Genomic DNA, 14,611 nt, shown 5'->3' with positions numbered 1-14,611 from the left:
AATCATGACAGGAAAACCACCGGAAATCGCGGACGATCGCACCGCGGCGGCCGTGGGGCGGGAAAGGCTGCTCGCGCGCACCTTCGTCGAACTCGCCGACACCCTGGTGACCGAATTCGACGTAGCGGATTTCTTGCGCACCCTCGTCGAACAGTGCGTGCGGCTGATGGAGGTGTCCGCCGCCGGTGTCGTACTGGTCGATTCCCAGGGCAGGCTCCGGATGGCCGCCGCGTCCTCCGAACGGGCCGGGCTGCTGGAAAGCTTGGCGGTACAGGCCGAAGACGGACCGTGCATCGACTGCCTCCGTGACGCCCGTCCGGTGCGCAGCACCGATCTCCGTGAGGACGCCATCCGCTGGCCCCGGTTCGCGGCCGCGGCGGCGGCGGCCGGATTCCGCGCCGCGGAAGCGGTCCCGATGCGGTTGCGCCGGATGGTCATCGGCAGCCTCACCCTGCTCCACACCGAACCCGTGCGGGAAGACGCCGATCGCACCGCGCTCAGCCAGGCCCTCGCCGACGTCGCCACCATCGGGCTGCTGCAGCACCGCGCCATCGTCCGCGGCGAACTCCTCACCGAGCAACTGCAGTCCGCGCTGAACAGCCGGGTGATCATCGAACAGGCGAAGGGCGTCTTGTCCGCACGCAGCGATGATCCGGACATGGAGACCGCCTTCACCGCCCTGCGCGGCTACGCTCGCAGCCACCATCTGCGCTTGGCGGACGTGTCCCGTGAGGTCGCCGACGGCACCGCGGACATCGACGCGATCCTCGCCTACGCCTCGCGGTCGCGCTCCTGACGCAGCGCGCGGTTGTGCCGTGGTTCGGTGCGGGTCTTGGCGTGGTCGACCTGGCGGATCATGTCGGTGCGGACCTCGTTGAGCGCGACCGGCAGATCCGGCGCCGAAGAACCGGCCACCAGATGCAGGCCGGGAAAGCGATGGAGCCGGCATTCGAGAGTGAGCTGCTGTCCCGCCCCGCGCCGGTCCTTGACGCTGATTTCGAGGTCGACCTGTCCTTCGCTGAAGGAACGCAGCCTGGAACCGAGCGCGGCCAGCCGTTCGGCGACCCAATCGTGTTCGGAGGCGGAGAATCCGGCACCGAGATGGAGCCGTTCGATGATCAGGCCCAGGTCTTTCCGATCGGCGGTCATGTCGCCTTCTTCCGTTTGCCCGCAAATGATTGCGGGATACGCTCGACTCTACGTCGTTCGCGTGGCAGCACGTTTTTCCCGTGTACCATGGAAACACCGAAAGTATTCCGCGCGTCGGAGAACGACCGATGTCACCTTCGGCTCTTCATTTACGCCGGCCTTCCCGGCCGGAGACCGGACCCGGATATGCGCGCCGACTCCCTCGCCCGCGATGCAGGTGAACGGCTCAGCCTCAAGCCCCGCAACTCGGAGAGCGGGTTCGTCGACGGTGCCTGGTGGCCCCGGTCCCGTGACCTGACGGCCGAAGTGCCCGAACTCGCCATCGCGCTCAACGGCCCGATCGGCCCGGTGTGGCGGGTGGCGTTCCCGCCGTCGGCCTGGGAGGTCACGGTTCGCGAGCTGATCTGCCATGGGCGGCTGGTCAAACTCGAGGGAATCGGCTCGCAGAACGTCCATGTCGTGCATGTGACCGGAGGGAACATGCGGCGGGTCACCCTCGTCGTGATCCCTCCGGAGGCGGATCCGGTGGCTGCCGGGCGGGTGCTGGCGGCGGCCTCCGGGCAGAACAACGTGGCTTGCCCGGAGACCCTCCTCGACGGGTCCGGCATGCCACTCGCACTGGAGAACGCCCTCTCCTGCTGGGAATCCGAAGGCGGTCGTGGCGACGTCGCCGGAGCAGGCCGGTGAATTCCCGGATGCCGCCGGACGGCAGGGCCCATCGTCGAACGAAGCCAACGCATGAGGAGTGAAAATGCCGGTCGGCACGGAGAGATCCATCGTCGCTGGGATCGACGGGTCACGGTCTGCCAGGACCGCCGCGATCTGGGCGTCGGACGAGGCCGCGAAACGCGGGCTGCCCTTGCGGCTCGTCCACGTGTTCACGATCCCGGTCGTGAAGATGCCGGGGGTGATCCCCTCGTTCGAAGGGGTCCGTGAGGGTTTCGAGAGCCGCGGCCGAGCATGGATTTCCGAGGTGAAGGAAGCAGTGCTCGCCAGGCATGCGGATCTCGTCATCGAGACCGCGCTCCGCGAGTGGAATCCGGCGGCGGCCCTGATCCAGGAGTCGGCGAGGGCGACGGCGGTCGTGCTCGGATCGCGAGGACTCGGCGGTTTCACCGGGATGCTGGTGGGCTCCACCGCGGTCGCGCTCGCCCACCACGGCCATTGCCCGATCGTCGTGGCCAGGGATCGGCGACCGGACGGTGCCGCGCCTCAGGCGGGGCCGGTCGTCGTGGGCACGGACGGTTCACCGGTCAGCGAGGCCGCCCTCGGGTTCGCGTTCGACGAAGCGAGGTTGTGGAACGCTCACCTGGTCGTCGTCCGGACCTGGTCGGAACTGGTCGACCACGGCGCGATCCGGCCGCGTTTCCTCGCCGTCGATCCGGCCGAGATCGAGGCCGCCGACCGGAAGTCGACCGAGGAGCAGGTGGTTCCTTGGCGGGAAAAGTACCCGGAGGTTCCGGTCGAGATCGTCGTCCGCAAGGGAAGGCCTGTCCGCACATTGCTCGAAATCGGTGTGGGGGCGCGGCTTCTCGTCGTCGGCAGCCGGGGGCGCGGTGGATTCGAGGGCATGCTCCTCGGGTCGACCAGCCAGGCGCTGATCGCCCACGCCGAGTGTCCCGTCGCCGTCATCCGGGGAGATCGCCTCGACGCGGAACTGTGAAGCGGCAAGACTCGGCGCCGGCGGCCTCGGGAACTCCGGAACCATCAACGACGGGGCGGACACCATCGCCACGCCGTCCGGTGCCGGCGGCTTCGCGGGCGGTAACGGCATCGCCGGAATCAACAACGGCGGCATCTGCACCTGCTGACCAGTGGGCCCGCGGTCCCGATCTGCGGCGGCACCTGGAGATGGTGCCGCCGCAGAACGGCATTGTCGGGAAGTGCCGGTCCGAAGTGGACAAGTAACGCATGCTGACACGTTCGGGTCGACTCGGCGCGGCGGATGGCCACGACTCCGCGCGTCGCGACCGAGAGCCACCCTTGCCCCGTAAGGAAAGGGAGACATTCCCACGCGGAAACGGCACCGGTGTGACATCGACGCTTGGTTGCGTCCTGAGCCGGTGGATGCGACGGTAGGTGCCGACGGCCACCTGTCCCGGTCTCACCGTGGCTGTGCCGTCACCGCTCCAGACCGTGGCGGGTCGTACCCGAACCCGTGGCGTCAGGAGCATCGTTGTGGACATGTCGATTTCCGTGAGTGCGCGGCGTATTCGTGCCGTGCAGCTGATGCGATCGCTGAGGTTCTACCTCGCCCTGGATTGCGAAGTCCGGCTGTCCGGTGCTGGCTGGGTGCAGCTGCGCAACGCCGATACCCTGTTCGTCCTGGAAGAACACGGCAGCGATGGTCGCTCCGGGGACGGTGTTCCCGACCTGAGAACCGGTAACCTTCTGCATCTGTGCGGTCGCCTGTGTGCGGACGGCATCGACACCAGCCCGGTCGGCTATCCGGCCTGCGCGCCCGGTGGCCGGATCACCACTCGCGATCCCGACTCGCATGCCGTATCCATCAGTCAGGCGGGGGTGCCGCTCAAGGCAGCGCCGTGAATCCGGCGCTGCCTGGCGTTCTACTTGCCGCAGAACACCACGTCGAGCAGCTTTTTCAGCTCGGCCGGGAATACTTTCGCCTGGTCGATCGCGGCGTCGCCCATGGTGATCGAGGCGGTCATGGTCTTGCTGCCGTCGGGCGTGCTGTACATGAGCGCGCCGTAGCCGTTGTTGCTGCCGTTGTGGTTCAGGACGGTGACGGCGCAGCCCAGCCCCGTGTTCTGCACGTACTGCCCGAGGCCGTAGCGGCCGTAGAGGCCTGCGCTGTCCGAGCGCGTCTTTCGCATCTCGGCCACCAGCGGGGCGGGCAGAAGCTTTCCGCTCTGCAGTGCGGAGAAGAACGTTTGGAGGTCCTGCGTGGTCGAGATCATGTCACCCGCGCTGGATACCCACGACGGATTCTGGCGGGTGACGTCGATCGTCTTCCACTGCTTGGCCTCGTCTTCGTAGCGGTAGTAGCCGTGGGCGTACGGGCTGGGCATCCCCGGCCAGGCGCCCGGCGACAAGGTGCCCTCCAACTTGAGCGGCCGCAGGATCCGCACCTCCAGTTCGTCGGCGAAGTGGTGGCCGGTGACTTTTTCCACCAGCAGCCTGGCAAGCACGTAGTTGGTGTTGGAGTAACTCCAGCTCGTCCCCGGCGTGAAGTGCGGCGGCTTGGACAGCGCGAACCGGACCAGTTCCTCCGGCTGGTAGGTGTGGAACCGCTTCTCGACCCATTCCTTGCCCTGCCAAGGGATTCCCGGCACGTAGACGCCGTCGTAGACTCCGCCGCTCACGAAGTCGAACAACCCGGTGGTGTGCTGCAACAGCATCCGCACCGTGATGTCCGGGTTCAAGGCGAACTCGGGCAGGTAGGCGGCCGCGGGCTTGTCCAGGCCGACCTTGCCTTCGGCCACCAGTTGCAATACCAGGGTCGCGGTGAAGGTCTTCGTGGTGCTGCCGATGCGGAAGTGGCCGTCGGTGGACGGCTTGGCGGCCTGGCCCAGCTTGCGCACCCCGGCACTGCCGGTCCACTCGCCCCGTTCGTCGCGCACGCGCAGCTGCATCCCGGCGTAACCGGCGTCGACGAACTCCTGGACGGCCTTCTGAAGGTCCGGACGGCGTTGGTCGGCGTTCGCCACCCCGGGCGTGGCCGCCCCGGCCAGCAGCGTGACCGCCGCCGCCGTGACTCCGATGTGCCGGAAGAGCCGCGGCGTCCGGCCCCTGTCGTTCGTGGTTCTCCTGAGCATTTTCGAACTCCCCGGTCGGGATGGCCTGGTCATGGAACTGGGACCACGATCACCGGCCGCGCTGACACCGCGCAGTCACGGCGCTGACACGGCGCCGCCGCACGGCTGCCGATGGTCAGTACCGCGGTTCTCCTGCCGGCACACGGCGCATGCGCGTGTTTCCACATTTTCGAAGAGGGAACGCTGCGAATGCGGCAGGCGACCCGCCGGACACCCGTCATCCGATCGGGGACCGGCATTGGGCCATCCCGGGGAACTTGCCGCCAGTCACTTGCCGATCGTGATCGCCGGGAATACTTTGACTCGACGGGGGTGGAACTGGGGATGTTTCGCTGAATTCGCGGTGCGCTTGTGGGGGCAACACCGAATATATACGAGCGTGCGCGATTCATGCTTCGCTTGTCTCTTCAGCTATTTCCTGGCGAGGCCGGGAATGTCGGCTGATCCACTGCACAGGATCGCACTATGTGCACCCCGCTTCAGGGAATGTGCAAACAAGCAGAATGGGGTTGAAAGTGTCAATGGTATTCACGTCCGGAAAAACCGCGAAGGTGGCGGCGGTCGCTTCGTTCGCACTGCTCATGTCCGTGGGCGCGGTCTCGACCGCGCAGGCCGCTCCGAGTCGGACGGCGTCCGTGTCGGCCGACTGCGTCAGCGCTGGTGGCGGCACCTGGTGCCGTGGCTCCGGGGTCAGCGGCACCTCGAAGTCGTGCCATTCCAACTACGTTCACCCGAAGAACTACCACAGCTCGACCGCGGCCCTCGGAGCCCGGAACGACAAGAGGTACGCCAACGCGGGTTCCTGGTCCAACGCCTATGTCACGAACGGCTTCAAGTGGACCTGCAACACCTGGTACAACCCGAACGCGTGATTCCGTCCTGACGCACTGGGAATGATCGCGTGAAGCGGGTGCCGGATTCGGTGATCCGGATCCGGCACCCGCGTTTCCCTCGGCGGAGGTAAACGCGATCCGAATTCCTTTCAAGGTGCGCGTCGGCCCGCTCGACGAGAGTGATCGCAGATGAGACTGACTTTGTGCCTCCTCTTCGCGGGAGTCATGCTCGCCATTCCGGTGGTGATTCTCCTGGACAAGGTCCTCGAGCGGGAATCGGAAGGCGAAACCGCCGCGTATCGCGTCGGAGTCGCGTTCGTCTGGCCCGAGAGTCCACGGGCCGGCGATCCCGGCGTGGCGCTGCGCATTCTCACCGAGGCGGCCACGGTGACCCGCTCCACCGTGCTGCGCACCGCCGTGAACACGTCCCCCTCGGACCGGAAGCGCATCACGCATTACGTTCTCCTCGGCCAGGACAGGACGGCCCTGACCGACGAATTCACGTTGAGCGAGGGGCGTTGGCTGACCGCGGCCGAATCGCGCGGCGGTCCGGCGACCGTGTCCTCGGCGCGCGCCGGGGAAGCGGGCAACGTGGGTGTGCCCTCGGTCCTCGGCGACGGGTACGACCTCACGTTCGCGCCACTGCCCCGGGCCTTCGACGCCTTGCCGGCCGCCGGCCGGTACGCGGTCGAGGCCCCCGACCGCGCCGCCACGGACCGCTTCCTCGCCATCGTCCAGGAGCGACTGGCCGAGGCGGGGGTCGCCGGCCTGACGACCGCGGACCTGACGCCGGATCCGAGCCGATCACCGACCGAAGACCGGACGAGCCTGGAAACCCTGACGGCCCTTCTCGCCGTCGCGGCGACCTTGATCATCCTCTTCGTCCTCCTGCGTGAGGGGAGGCGGATCGGCGTGCTGCGGTTGCTCGGCCACCCCGCGACGCGGATTTGGTACGAAGTCGTGGGGCGAGTGCAGATCGCATCGATCCTCTTCGGGCTGGTCGCCTGTGTGGCCATCGTCCTCGCCGTTCCCGGCGCCGACCCGGTGTTCCTGCGTTCCCTCGCCATCACGGTGATCCCGGTGACGGCGGCCGGTTTCGCCGCGACGCTGGGGATCGGGCTGATCGTCATCAATCGTGTGCAAGTCTCGGACCTCGTCAAAGGAAGCCTGCAGTGAACGATCGAACGCGGCACACCGCTCCCCGGAGTCGTTCGTCCTCCGGCTTCGCCATCTCGGCGCTCGCGGTCGTGAAAGCCGTCTGCGGGGCGGTGGTGGCCGTCCTGACCGTCTTGGTGTGGCAGCAATTCGCCGATCTGGAGAGTCAGCGGGAACAGATCGCGCCGTGGGAGAAGGTCCAGGGTTACGGAATCTTCTACCCCCGGCTCATCGGGGAAGACCAGCAGGAGTTCGAAACCGGGGGCAACGCCTCGTCGGTCGCGGAGGCGCGTGACCTCTATCCCGTACTCGACCGCGCGGGAGCGATCTTCATCGACGCCGCGAACTACGAGCCCAGCGCGCCCCCGGACCCCACGGGACGCTGGCCGGTCGCGCCGATCCAGGTGAACACCAATTACCTCAAGCAGTACCCGATCCTGGACGAATCCCGGAAAGTCGTCGACATCGAAGACGGCGAACGGGCCTGGGTGGTCGCCGTGCCCGAGCAGTTCAAGCCGCGCGAAGCAGAGATCAGGAAACTGCTGCAGGAAACGCGCACCGGGGCAGAGGGGATCACCGGCGCGGTTCAGGCGGAAGAGCGGATCACCGGGGAACGGCCGCCGGAATGGTTCACCGGGCAACGGGTCCGGATCGTCTGGACGGCCGCCGGGCAGAAGGTGTTCAGCTTCGATCCCCGAGTCAACCCCGGGGACGGGAACCTGATCACGGATCCCGTCATCCAGATCATGACGCCGTCGAACAGCCTGACCGTGGACCGGCTCAACTCGATCACCGGCGGGGTGAACACCGGGCTGAAGGTCCGCGTCGGCGAAGACCCCGCGGTGGTGTTGAACGGGCTCGCCCCGAAGTTGAAGGAACTCAAGCTCGCCGACAATCTCCAGCACCTCGTGAGCGTGCACGAGGCACTGACCACACAGGTCAACGACGTTCGCGGTGGCATGACTCAAGCCGGGGTTTTCGGGGGCGTGGCCTTGTTCGTCATGGTGGCGCTGACCGCGACGATCGCGATCATCGGCTCCGACCGGCTGCGGAGAAGGCTGGCCGTACGCAGGCTCCACGGCGTCGGTTTCGCTCGAACCCACCGGGAATTGCTGCTGACACTGGGCGGGACCTGGCTCGGGCAAACCCTCCTCGCCGGTCTCGCGCTCGTCGTACTGGCGACGAACGCCGGCTCGATGCCCGGCGACCGAGTGAGTTCGTTCGACCAGGCGCCGGCACTGACGGCCGTGGCCGCCGTGACCTTGTTCGTCGAGGCCCTGCTCGTCGTCGTGACCGTCCTCATCGTGGAACGCCGAAACGCGAGCAGGCGATTGAAGGAGCTGTGACCGTGGAATGTGCTTGTGAACTCCTGGGAGTCCGGAAAAGCTACGGCGACCGCCGGGTCTTGGACGATCTCGATCTCCGGATCGAAAAGGGGGAATTCGTCGTCCTCGCCGGCGCGAGCGGAACCGGGAAGTCCACCGTCCTCAACCTCATCGGGCTGCTGGACGCGCCGGATGCCGGCAAGGTCCGCATCCTCGGCGAAAGAGCGCCGAGGCCGCGGTCCCGGGCGGCGAATCTCCAGCGCCGGTACCGGCTGGGGTACCTGTTCCAGAACTTCGCCCTCATCGACAACGAGTCGGTGGCGGACAATCTCCGTGTCGCACTCACCTATGCGGAGCGCGGAACCCCGAAGCGGGAACGGATCGCCGAGGCGCTCGAGCGGGTGGGGCTGCCGGGAGCGGAAGAGCGGAAGATCTTCTCGTTGTCCGGTGGCGAGCAGCAGCGCGTCGCTGTGGCACGGCTGCTGCTGAAGCCTTGTGACATCGTCCTCGCCGACGAGCCGACAGGCTCCCTCGATGCGGAGAACCGCGATGTCGTGCTCGACCTTCTGGGGAAACTGAACGAGTCCGGCAAGACCATCGTCGTCGCGACGCACGATGACGCCGTGGCCGACCGTTGTTCCCGCGTGGTGGACCTCTCCGGGCATCTCACCGGCCTCCCCGCTTGAGATCTAGCGCTGCTAGACAATCTAGCGACGCTAGTGCTAGCGTCGCAGGACGAGCTAGCAACGCTAGGTTTCTGGAGGGGTAGTCATGCTCAACGCACTCGAGATCGTCACGACCGTGGTGGTCGGCGTGATGGTGGGGGTGGAGTTCGCCGTCGCTTTCGTCCTCAACCGGATCCTCGGCGCCCTCCCCGAGGACAGCATGGTGCGTGGCCGTGCCCACGGGGGCCGGATGCTCGGCGCCGTCATGCCGGTCTGGTACATCGGGTCGCTCGTCCTCGTCGCGGTCTGGGCCATCGCCGGATGGCAGGACCCCGCCTCCGGGCTCGTCGTCACCGCCGGTGCGCTGCTGATCGTCAGCGTGGTCATGTCGGTCCTGCTGCTCGTCCCGATCAACAACCGCGGCAAGACGTGGACCGCCGAGAACCGGCCCGCCGACTGGAAGGAGCAGATGAACCGCTGGGACCGTTTCCACTACGCCCGTGTCGCGGTCATCATCGCCGCCTTCGCCCTGCTCGTGGCCGCACTCAGCTGAGCGCGGCGGCGTGCTCCACGGCGGCGATGAAGGCCATCAGCCTGGGGTTCTCGGTATCGGGGCGCCAGACGAGGCCGTACCGGATCGGGGGAGCGCCGCTGATGGGCAGGTAGGTGATGTCGGGCCGGAAGTAGTACCGGCGGGCGTCGCCGCCGGCGAGGCACACCCCTCTGCCCGCGGCGACCAGTGACATCGCGTCCTGCCAGTACCGGACGCTGTGGCTGTGGCGGATCGGCCTGCCCTGGGGCGTGCGGTGCGGGAAGAAGTGCTCGCGCTGGTAGTCCGGCATCAGGTCCCCGAACACGATCATCTCCTCGCCCGCCAGATCCTCCAGGGTGATCTCGGCGCGTTCGGCGAAACGGTGCCGGGTGGAGACCGCCAGGAAACGCTCCTGGACGATCAGCGGCGCGGACGTGCGCAGATCCGGCTCGGAGACCGGGAACTCGGTCAGCTGCACCTCGACCTCCCTGGCGCGCAGCGGCCCCAGCGGGTCGGACAGGTGGATCTCCCGGACGTCGACGAACGTGTCGGGGTACTCGGCGGCCAGGCCGTCACCCGCCAGATTCAGCAACTCGGCGCACCAGGGCCCGGAGAATCCGGCGCGTAGCGGTTTCCCGCGTCCCTGTGCCGCCTCGCGGGCGTCCTCGATCGCCTCCACGATCGCCCGGTGGTGGGACTCGAGCTCCAGGGACAGCCGCCGCCCGATCGCGGTCAGCGTGACCTTGCGGCTCGTGCGCTCGAACAGGCGGGCTCCGATACGCCGCTCGAAGGCCTGGATGTTCTGGCTGACCCGGGCGCGCGAGGTGTACAGCCGCTCGGCGGTGCGGCCGAAGTGCAGCTCCTCGGCCAAGGTCAGGAAGCACTCCAGCTCCCTCCACTCCACGGCGGTGTCTCCGATCGGTAAGCGCGGGTTACCGATTGTTGCAGGCTTCGGCGTTGTTCCCGCACGTCGGGTGACCAAGACTCGGCAGCACTGGGGCTCCTGCACGAATCCGTGATCGGACGCCTCCGCCGGGTGGTGGAGGCCATGCCGTCATGCCCCGGTGATCCAGCACGGAAATCCTTGAACGAAGCGAGAAACGATGAGCACCACCCATCTCCCCGGCGCCGCGACCCCGGCGGCGGCCATCCCCGACCCCAGACGCTGGAAGGCCCTCGCGCTGCTGTGCGCGGCCTTCTTCATGGTCATCGTCGACTCCCAGATCGTCCTGCTGGCGCTTCCGGCGATCGAGACCGAGTTCGGTTTCGGCCCCGGCAACGCCCAGTGGGTGATGAGCGCCTACCTGCTGGCCTTCGGCGGCCTGCTGATGTTCGGCGGCCGGACCGCGGACCTGCTCGGCGGCCGCCGGATGTTCCTGATCGGCGCGGCCCTCTTCGGGGTCGCGTCCATCCTTTGTGGACTCGCCTGGTCCGGTGAGGTGCTCATCGGTGCCCGCCTGCTCCAGGGGCTCTCGTCGGCGATCATGACGCCCACGGCGATGGCCGTCCTGATGAACACCTTCGGCGAGGGCGCCGAACGCAACAAGGCCTTGGGCATCTGGACCGGCATCGGCGCGTTCGGCGCCACCGCCGCCCTGCTGATCGGCGGCCCCATCACCGACGGACTCGGCTGGGAGTGGATCTTCTACATCAACATCCCCGTCGTGCTGGCGGTGCTGTTCCTCGGCCCGCGCCTGCTGCGGGAGACGCCGGTCCGCCAGGGTCGCAAATCCTTCGACCCGTTGGGCGCGCTGACGATCACCGCCGCGATCGGGCTGCTGGTGTACGCCGTCGTGGTCGCGCCCGAGGCGGGCTGGCTGTCCGGCCGCACCCTGTGGATGCTGGCCGGCGCGGCGGCCCTGCTGGTCCTGTTCGTCGTCGTCGAGAGCCGGGGGAAGTCACCGCTGGTGCCGCTGCGGATCTTCCGCTCCAGCTCGCTGGTCGGCGGGAACATCCTGATGCTTCTCGTGGCGATGTGCGTCTACGGCGGAGCCTTCGTGACCTCGCTGTACGCGCAGCAGGTCCTCGGCTACAGCGCGGTCCGCTTCGGGCTGAGCACCGCCGTCTACGCGGTCATGTCCATCATCGGCGCCAACGTCGCGGCCCGCCTGGCGGCGAAGGTCGGCTACAAGGCCATCGCGATCGTCGGCATGACGTTCCTCGGCACCGGCCTGCTGCTGCTGACCGCCATCTCGCCGCAGGGCGGCTACTGGACCGACCTGTTCATCGGGCTCGTGGTCTTCGGCGCGGGTATCGGCAGCACCAACGTGGCGGCGTCCATCGCCTCGCTGTCCGGCGCCCGGCCGGAGGAGTCCGGTCTGGTTTCGGGGCTCAACAACGCCACCTTCCAGATCGGCGCGGCACTGGGGGTGGCGATCACCTCCTCGGTGGCCTTCGCGGTGACCGGTGGCTCCACCGACAAGGCCGCGCTCACCGACGGCTTCAGCGCCGCCTTCCTCGCCTGCGCGGTCTTCGCCGCGATCGGCCTGGCGACCGCGCTTCTCCTGCTGCTCCAGCGGAAGAGGACCGTGGCCTGATCTCCGGTCCGTCACTGGGGCCCGGCCCCGGTGACGGACCGCACGGGGCACCGTGTTGACCTCCAGTCCGGTCGAGGTCCGATCATGAGGCCATGACTCTCGAACCCGACGAAATGCTCCTGTTCCGGAACACCATGCGGATCACCGACGGCCACCTGGAGGAGTTCACCGCCGCCGTCCAGGAGGCCATCGACTTCGTGGAGCGCAACGCGCCGCAGGTCATGGTGCAGACGTTCGTGGACGCCGACCGCATGCTGGCCTACAGCTATCAGATGTACGCCGATTCGGACGCGGTCCTCGAACACTGGCGGATCTCCGAGAACCACATCAACGCCGTGTCGGAGCACTGCACGGTGGTGGACTTCCAGGTGCACGGCTCGCCGGACGAACGGGTGCTGGCGGGGATGCGCGCCATGATCGACGACGGCACCGCTGTCGTCACACCGCGGATCGCGGGCTTCGTGCGCCCCCTGTCGAGTGCGCCGGGCGCGGTATGACATCCGCTGAGGCGGCCATTCCCCCGACGCTGCTGAGCGCGGTGGTGGCGATCGGCCGCCAAGCCGGGCTGCCGGTTTCGGCCTGGTTCTCGGGAACCGGGCTGGAGCCCGGGCTCCTCGACGACGTCGATGTCCGCGTGTCGCTCGATCAAGCCAGGACGGTGCTCCGCCGGGCCGTCGCGGCGATGCCGGACCGGCCTCTCGGCCTCGAGGTCGGAGCCCGCGACGCGTTGCTGTCCTTCGGCTTCGTCGGCGTGGCGATGAGATCGTCCGCGACGGTCGGCGACGCGTTCGGGGTGGTCGACGAAATGCATCGGGCTTCGGGCAGCCTCGCCGACTTCACCGCGGAGGGGCTCGACGGGGACGAGATCGAACTGTATCTCCGGGAGCGCTGGCCGGATCCCGCCTTGCTCCCGTTCCTCGCCGAGGAGGCGTTCTCCAGCACCATCGCTTTCCTGCGCTCCGTCCTCGGTGAGACCTGGGCGCCCACCCGGGTGTACCTCACCTATCGGCCGCCGGCCTATGCCGCCCGGTACCAGCGGTTCTTCCGTTGCCCGGTGCACTTCGCCGCCGACGCCGACCGCCTCGTGATCGGTTCGGACGTCCTGCGAGTGCCGATCCCCACTCATCACGAACCGACGCTGCGGACAGCTCTCGCGGTGTGCAGGAGCCTGATCGCGCCGGAGCGGACCAGGCCCGGGGTCGTGGCCGCGGTGGAGGCGCTGCTGAACGCGCACCTCCACCGCCCGCTCACCATGGCCGAGATCGCCGCGCAGATGCACCTCAGCGAACGCACGTTGCGGCGGCAGCTCGCCGAAGCGGGCGAGCAGTTCGCCGCCATCCGCGACCGTGTCCGCGAGCGGCACGCGACCGCGCTGCTCAAGAACTCGACCCTGGCGATCTCGGCCGTGGCCGCCGAAGTCGGCTTCAGCGATGGACGGGAGTTCCGTCGTGCGTATCGGCGCTGGACCGGCCGGACGCCCCTGGCCGCCCGCACGGAGGACTGACCGGCCGACCCTCCGGGCTCGCGGGCAGTGCGGTGGCGCCGTCCTCCAGACGCGTCCGGGCGCGGTGGTTTCGCTTCTCGACGGGTACGGTCTTCGTCGCTTTGGGCAGCCCCATGGACGGTGTCCCGACGAACATGCTCTCGGCACGCTCGACGACGAAGGTCTCGTGCCAGACTCCCACCGCCTCGGGGTTCTTCCTCGCCATCGCGTTGAACCTGGTCCACGCCGGGCGGTGACTCAGCGAACCGGCTGACGCGTAGGCGTAGAGCTTGTCGATCGAGGACCAGTACTGCACGGCGAACGGCCCTCTGCGGTTGAACAGGAATTCGTAGCCGAGCAGTCCCGAGTCCGGGTCCTCGGCGAGTTCGCGCATCATCGCCGGCATGGCGAAGAAGACCGGAAGAGAGAGATCGGGCCGCCACCACTTGTTGAACGTCATGCCGATGTGGAACACCACCAGCTCCCCGTCGTACTGATGCGTGACCCTGCCTGGGGTGATCTTCATCGTTTCTCCTCCGCCGCATCGTCGTTGCCTTCCGGGAACCAGTTCACCGCGCGAGGGGTCTTCGGACGGAGGGCATCGACGGCCACCAAGGGGGGCGAACCGGACACGTTCCGCTTCGGTGCCGAAGGACTACGCGGTCATCGCGCGTAGAGGCGATGCACGAGCAGTTCGAGTGGGCCGCCGGCCGGCAGATTCTGGAGCACGTAACAGGAGAGCGCGGTGCGGCCGACCGCGATCAGTCCACTTCGGACCATTCCGGGCCGGTCCCGCATCCGGAGGGTGAGGTGGGCGACCAGGGTGAGCAGGCCCACCGCGACGAGCGAGGCGCCAGGAACCGGTCGACGAGCAGCCAGTCCGGGCCGCTGAAACCGGTCAGCACGTTGAGGGGCAGGGCCGACGCCGAAGCCGAACCCGCGGGCCCGCCGGGATGCGCGAACAGGAACACGTTCGTGCCGAACGCGCCGAGTATCGCCACCCCTCGCAGCAGGTCCAGAGAGGAGATCCGCCCGCCACGGGAGTGCCGCGCGGCAGCGACTTCCGACATCTGGTTACTCCTGGTGTCGAGCCTGTCGCCGCACGCGGCCGGCTACCTCCGCCGGTGATGCACTTGATGTTGCACGCACCGCGTGC

At 67.9% G+C, this 14,611-nt stretch carries 17 protein-coding genes; 12 read left to right on the top strand and 5 right to left on the bottom strand.

Going from position 1 to position 14,611, the window contains the following annotated elements:
• Positions 1-4: 4 nt before the first annotated feature.
• Positions 5-796, top strand: a complete 792-nt coding sequence (locus tag DMH01_RS02225) for a GAF and ANTAR domain-containing protein (protein ID WP_125673450.1) — start codon at positions 5-7, stop codon at positions 794-796.
• Here the strand turns inward: DMH01_RS02225 and DMH01_RS02220 are convergent.
• Entirely contained in the window at positions 772-1,149 is a 378-nt protein-coding gene (locus DMH01_RS02220; RefSeq protein WP_125673449.1) for an HPF/RaiA family ribosome-associated protein, read from the bottom strand. The two genes, DMH01_RS02225 and DMH01_RS02220, sit on opposite strands and share 25 nt — an antisense overlap.
• A gap of 186 nt (positions 1,150-1,335) precedes the next feature.
• Here DMH01_RS02220 and DMH01_RS02215 point away from each other — a divergent pair, with 186 nt between their 5' ends.
• The 3 genes from DMH01_RS02215 to DMH01_RS02205 all read left to right on the top strand — a co-directional run bounded on the left by DMH01_RS02215 (position 1,336) and on the right by DMH01_RS02205 (position 3,696).
• A complete protein-coding gene (locus DMH01_RS02215) occupies positions 1,336-1,836 on the top strand; it encodes a DUF5994 family protein (RefSeq protein WP_125673448.1) in 501 nt (166 codons plus the stop codon).
• A gap of 64 nt (positions 1,837-1,900) precedes the next feature.
• Positions 1,901-2,812: a universal stress protein gene (locus DMH01_RS02210; RefSeq protein ID WP_125673447.1), complete on the top strand. Its 912-nt coding sequence runs from the start codon at positions 1,901-1,903 to the stop codon at positions 2,810-2,812.
• A gap of 521 nt (positions 2,813-3,333) precedes the next feature.
• Positions 3,334-3,696, top strand: coding sequence for a hypothetical protein (locus tag DMH01_RS02205; protein WP_125673446.1), 363 nt, complete (start codon positions 3,334-3,336; stop codon positions 3,694-3,696).
• A gap of 20 nt (positions 3,697-3,716) precedes the next feature.
• Here DMH01_RS02205 and DMH01_RS02200 read toward each other — a convergent pair whose 3' ends face one another.
• Positions 3,717-4,925 (bottom strand): serine hydrolase, encoded by a 1,209-nt coding sequence (locus DMH01_RS02200; protein ID WP_125673445.1) that lies wholly within the window; start codon positions 4,923-4,925, stop codon positions 3,717-3,719.
• A 521-nt stretch (positions 4,926-5,446) separates the two neighbouring features.
• Between DMH01_RS02200 and DMH01_RS02195 the strand changes: the two genes are divergently transcribed.
• The 5 genes from DMH01_RS02195 (at position 5,447) to DMH01_RS02175 (ending at position 9,456) form a co-directional block, all read left to right on the top strand.
• A complete protein-coding gene (locus DMH01_RS02195) occupies positions 5,447-5,797 on the top strand; it encodes a lactococcin 972 family bacteriocin (protein WP_233621427.1) in 351 nt (116 codons plus the stop codon).
• 150 nt (positions 5,798-5,947) lie between these two features.
• Complete coding sequence (locus DMH01_RS02190) at positions 5,948-6,934, top strand: hypothetical protein (protein WP_125673444.1); 987 nt, start codon at positions 5,948-5,950, stop codon at positions 6,932-6,934.
• On the top strand, positions 6,931-8,259 hold the full coding sequence (locus DMH01_RS02185) for a hypothetical protein (RefSeq protein WP_125673443.1): 1,329 nt from the start codon (positions 6,931-6,933) through the stop codon (positions 8,257-8,259). Before DMH01_RS02190 ends, DMH01_RS02185 begins: the two co-directional genes overlap by 4 nt.
• A complete protein-coding gene (locus DMH01_RS02180; RefSeq protein WP_199745337.1) occupies positions 8,256-8,924 on the top strand; it encodes an ABC transporter ATP-binding protein in 669 nt (222 codons plus the stop codon). Before DMH01_RS02185 ends, DMH01_RS02180 begins: the two co-directional genes overlap by 4 nt.
• Positions 8,925-9,009: 85 nt before the next feature.
• The gene (locus tag DMH01_RS02175; RefSeq protein ID WP_125673442.1) at positions 9,010-9,456 is read left to right on the top strand and encodes a DUF1772 domain-containing protein; all 447 of its coding nucleotides are present in this window, start codon (positions 9,010-9,012) and stop codon (positions 9,454-9,456) included.
• Here the strand turns inward: DMH01_RS02175 and DMH01_RS02170 are convergent.
• Entirely contained in the window at positions 9,449-10,339 is an 891-nt protein-coding gene (locus DMH01_RS02170; protein ID WP_158633178.1) for a LysR family transcriptional regulator, read from the bottom strand. The two genes, DMH01_RS02175 and DMH01_RS02170, sit on opposite strands and share 8 nt — an antisense overlap.
• 199 nt (positions 10,340-10,538) lie before the next feature.
• On the opposite strand from DMH01_RS02170, the gene DMH01_RS02165 reads away from it, so the two are divergent.
• From DMH01_RS02165 to DMH01_RS02155, 3 genes are all read left to right on the top strand, one after another.
• Positions 10,539-11,972 (top strand): MFS transporter, encoded by a 1,434-nt coding sequence (locus tag DMH01_RS02165; protein ID WP_125673440.1) that lies wholly within the window; start codon positions 10,539-10,541, stop codon positions 11,970-11,972.
• A 92-nt stretch (positions 11,973-12,064) separates the two neighbouring features.
• A complete protein-coding gene (locus tag DMH01_RS02160; RefSeq protein ID WP_125673439.1) occupies positions 12,065-12,469 on the top strand; it encodes a hypothetical protein in 405 nt (134 codons plus the stop codon).
• Complete coding sequence (locus DMH01_RS02155; RefSeq protein WP_125673438.1) at positions 12,466-13,476, top strand: AraC family transcriptional regulator; 1,011 nt, start codon at positions 12,466-12,468, stop codon at positions 13,474-13,476. Before DMH01_RS02160 ends, DMH01_RS02155 begins: the two co-directional genes overlap by 4 nt.
• Here DMH01_RS02155 and DMH01_RS02150 read toward each other — a convergent pair.
• Both DMH01_RS02150 and DMH01_RS02145 read right to left on the bottom strand, forming a co-directional pair.
• A complete protein-coding gene (locus tag DMH01_RS02150; RefSeq protein ID WP_125673437.1) occupies positions 13,397-13,981 on the bottom strand; it encodes a DUF4188 domain-containing protein in 585 nt (194 codons plus the stop codon). The genes DMH01_RS02155 and DMH01_RS02150 overlap by 80 nt on opposite strands.
• A 235-nt stretch (positions 13,982-14,216) precedes the next feature.
• Positions 14,217-14,525: a hypothetical protein gene (locus DMH01_RS02145; protein ID WP_233621377.1), complete on the bottom strand. Its 309-nt coding sequence runs from the start codon at positions 14,523-14,525 to the stop codon at positions 14,217-14,219.
• Positions 14,526-14,611: the final 86 nt, after the last annotated feature.

It is taken from the genome of Amycolatopsis sp. WAC 04182, assembly GCF_003947465.1.
Lineage (GTDB): Bacteria > Actinomycetota > Actinomycetes > Mycobacteriales > Pseudonocardiaceae > Amycolatopsis.
The sequence above is the reverse complement of the archived record's forward strand: the minus strand, read 5'-3'. Positions and strand labels throughout refer to the sequence as shown.

What these genes read in the sequence shown, in the direction of transcription:
- DMH01_RS02200 (WP_125673445.1), bottom strand. Translation starts at nt 4,925, where the DNA reads ATGCTCAGGAGAACCACGAACGACAGGGGCCGGACGCCGCGGCTCTTC.
- DMH01_RS02220 (WP_125673449.1), bottom strand. Translation starts at nt 1,149, where the DNA reads ATGACCGCCGATCGGAAAGACCTGGGCCTGATCATCGAACGGCTCCAT.
- DMH01_RS02165 (WP_125673440.1), top strand. Translation starts at nt 10,539, where the DNA reads ATGAGCACCACCCATCTCCCCGGCGCCGCGACCCCGGCGGCGGCCATC.
- DMH01_RS02155 (WP_125673438.1), top strand. Translation starts at nt 12,466, where the DNA reads ATGACATCCGCTGAGGCGGCCATTCCCCCGACGCTGCTGAGCGCGGTG.
- DMH01_RS02210 (WP_125673447.1), top strand. Translation starts at nt 1,901, where the DNA reads ATGCCGGTCGGCACGGAGAGATCCATCGTCGCTGGGATCGACGGGTCA.
- DMH01_RS02160 (WP_125673439.1), top strand. Translation starts at nt 12,065, where the DNA reads ATGACTCTCGAACCCGACGAAATGCTCCTGTTCCGGAACACCATGCGG.
- DMH01_RS02150 (WP_125673437.1), bottom strand. Translation starts at nt 13,981, where the DNA reads ATGAAGATCACCCCAGGCAGGGTCACGCATCAGTACGACGGGGAGCTG.
- DMH01_RS02215 (WP_125673448.1), top strand. Translation starts at nt 1,336, where the DNA reads ATGCGCGCCGACTCCCTCGCCCGCGATGCAGGTGAACGGCTCAGCCTC.
- DMH01_RS02205 (WP_125673446.1), top strand. Translation starts at nt 3,334, where the DNA reads ATGTCGATTTCCGTGAGTGCGCGGCGTATTCGTGCCGTGCAGCTGATG.
- DMH01_RS02225 (WP_125673450.1), top strand. Translation starts at nt 5, where the DNA reads ATGACAGGAAAACCACCGGAAATCGCGGACGATCGCACCGCGGCGGCC.
- DMH01_RS02195 (WP_233621427.1), top strand. Translation starts at nt 5,447, where the DNA reads ATGGTATTCACGTCCGGAAAAACCGCGAAGGTGGCGGCGGTCGCTTCG.
- DMH01_RS02190 (WP_125673444.1), top strand. Translation starts at nt 5,948, where the DNA reads ATGAGACTGACTTTGTGCCTCCTCTTCGCGGGAGTCATGCTCGCCATT.
- DMH01_RS02175 (WP_125673442.1), top strand. Translation starts at nt 9,010, where the DNA reads ATGCTCAACGCACTCGAGATCGTCACGACCGTGGTGGTCGGCGTGATG.
- DMH01_RS02145 (WP_233621377.1), bottom strand. Translation starts at nt 14,525, where the DNA reads ATGTCGGAAGTCGCTGCCGCGCGGCACTCCCGTGGCGGGCGGATCTCC.